This is a genomic window from Rhodobacter calidifons (assembly GCF_011174775.1).
Lineage (GTDB): Bacteria > Pseudomonadota > Alphaproteobacteria > Rhodobacterales > Rhodobacteraceae > Tabrizicola > Tabrizicola calidifons.
In genome coordinates, this window is the sequence record NZ_JAANHS010000043.1 from 1 (window position 1) to 1535 (window position 1535).

2 protein-coding genes and 1 pseudogene are annotated in these 1535 nt (G+C 70.0%); all 3 read left to right on the plus strand.

The window, feature by feature from the left end; all coding sequences use genetic code 11:
* Nucleotides 1-72 (plus strand): annotated as a pseudogene (locus G8O29_RS18855) (acyl-CoA transferase); the annotation flags it as partial.
* 26 nt (nucleotides 73-98) lie between these two features.
* A complete protein-coding gene (locus G8O29_RS18115; protein ID WP_166404591.1) occupies nucleotides 99-1043 on the plus strand; it encodes a phage tail tube protein in 945 nt (314 codons plus the stop codon).
* Nucleotides 1043-1480, plus strand: coding sequence for a phage-derived protein YdaY family protein (locus tag G8O29_RS18120; RefSeq protein WP_166404592.1), 438 nt, complete (start codon nucleotides 1043-1045; stop codon nucleotides 1478-1480). The genes G8O29_RS18115 and G8O29_RS18120 overlap by 1 nt, the downstream gene beginning before the upstream one ends.
* The last annotated feature ends 55 nt before the right edge of the window (nucleotides 1481-1535 follow it).

Below are 1535 nucleotides of genomic sequence, written 5' to 3' on the forward strand. Positions count from 1 at the left end.
GGCGCGGCCAGCCTGAAGGCGGCCGTGATCCCGGTGATCCTTCACTACACCACGGCCGACCCGCTGGCCTGACCCCCACCACCACAGGAGACGAGACGATGGCACGAGCCCATGGGGCGCGGGCGCAGATGGCGCTGGCGTTCGAGACGACCTATGGCACGCCGCCCGCCAGCGGCTACACCCGGATGCCGTTTGCCAGCACCACGCTGGGGGCCGAGCAGCCGCTCCTGAACTCCGAGCTTCTGGGCTACGGCCGCGATCCGCTGGCGCCGATCAAGGATGCGCTGACCGCCGATGGCGACGTGGTCGTGTCGATCGACGCCAATGCTTTCGGCTTCTGGCTGAAGGGGGCGTTCGGCGCGCCGACGACCACCGGCACCGGGCCGGGCCCCTTCACGCATGAGTTCCGCTCGGGCGGCTGGGTGCTGCCGTCGATGGCCGTCGAGGTCGCCATGCCCGAGGTGCCTCGGTTCGCGATGTATTCGGGCTGCGTGGTCGACCAGCTGTCCTTCCAGATGCAGCGTGCGGGGCTCCTGACGGCGACCGCAAGGCTGGTCGCACAGGGCGAGGCGCTGGCGACGACCACTGGCGCGGGCACGCCCGCTGCACTCGACCTGCTGCGCTTCGGCCATTTCAACGGCACCGTCACCCGCAACGGCACGTCGCTCGGGAACCTCGTCACCGCCGAGGTGACCTATGCCAACAATCTCGACCGGATCGAGACCATCCGTGCCGATGGCCGCATCGACGGGGCCGACCCCGGAATGGCGGCGCTCACGGGCCGCATGGAGGTGCGCTTCGCCGACCAGGTGCTCGCGAACCAGGCCATCGCCGGGGACCCTTGCGAGATCGAACTCGGCTGGGCGCTGCCCTCGGGCGAGAGCCTGACCTTCACCATCCACGCCGTCTATCTGCCGCGCCCGCGTATCGAGGTGCCGGGGCCACAGGGCATTCAGGCGACATTCGACTGGCAGGCGGCGGTCGATCCCGCGCTCGGGCGCATGTGCACGGTGACGCTGGTCAACGATAGGGAGACCTGGTGATGCTCACGCTGGACCTGACGAACGCACCGCGCTGGCTGGACCTGCTGCCCGGCGTGCGGCTGAAGCTGCGCCCGCTCACGACCGCGCTGATGGTCTCGGCCCGCGCCGATCCGGCGGTGGAGGCCCTGCCGCCCGAGGCCACGACCGAGGAACTGGCGCTCGCCATGGCGAAGGCCGTGGCCCGGCGCGCGGTGCTGGACTGGGAGGGTGTCGGCGATGCCGAGGGCAACCTGGTCGGCGTGACGCCAGAAGGCATCGACGCGCTGCTGGAAATCTGGCCCGCCTTCGAGGCCTTCCAGGGGGCCTATTTGGCGAAGGGGCTCCTGCTGGAACAGGAAAAAAACGCCTCATCGCCCTCGCCGAATGGTCCTACGGTGGGGGCGAAAGCTACTGCGCGGCGTGCTCGCAAGTCTGCCCGGACTGCCCTGCAAGGCTGAACCGGCCACTGACCTTTGAGGGCGCGCAGGTCTGGGACCTGGCGCAGCGCCTCGG

Bases quoted from the DNA above. Each gene is read 5' to 3' on its own strand.
- G8O29_RS18115 (WP_166404591.1), top strand. From the start codon at position 99: ATGGCACGAGCCCATGGGGCGCGGGCGCAGATGGCGCTGGCGTTCGAG.
- G8O29_RS18120 (WP_166404592.1), top strand. From the start codon at position 1,043: ATGCTCACGCTGGACCTGACGAACGCACCGCGCTGGCTGGACCTGCTG.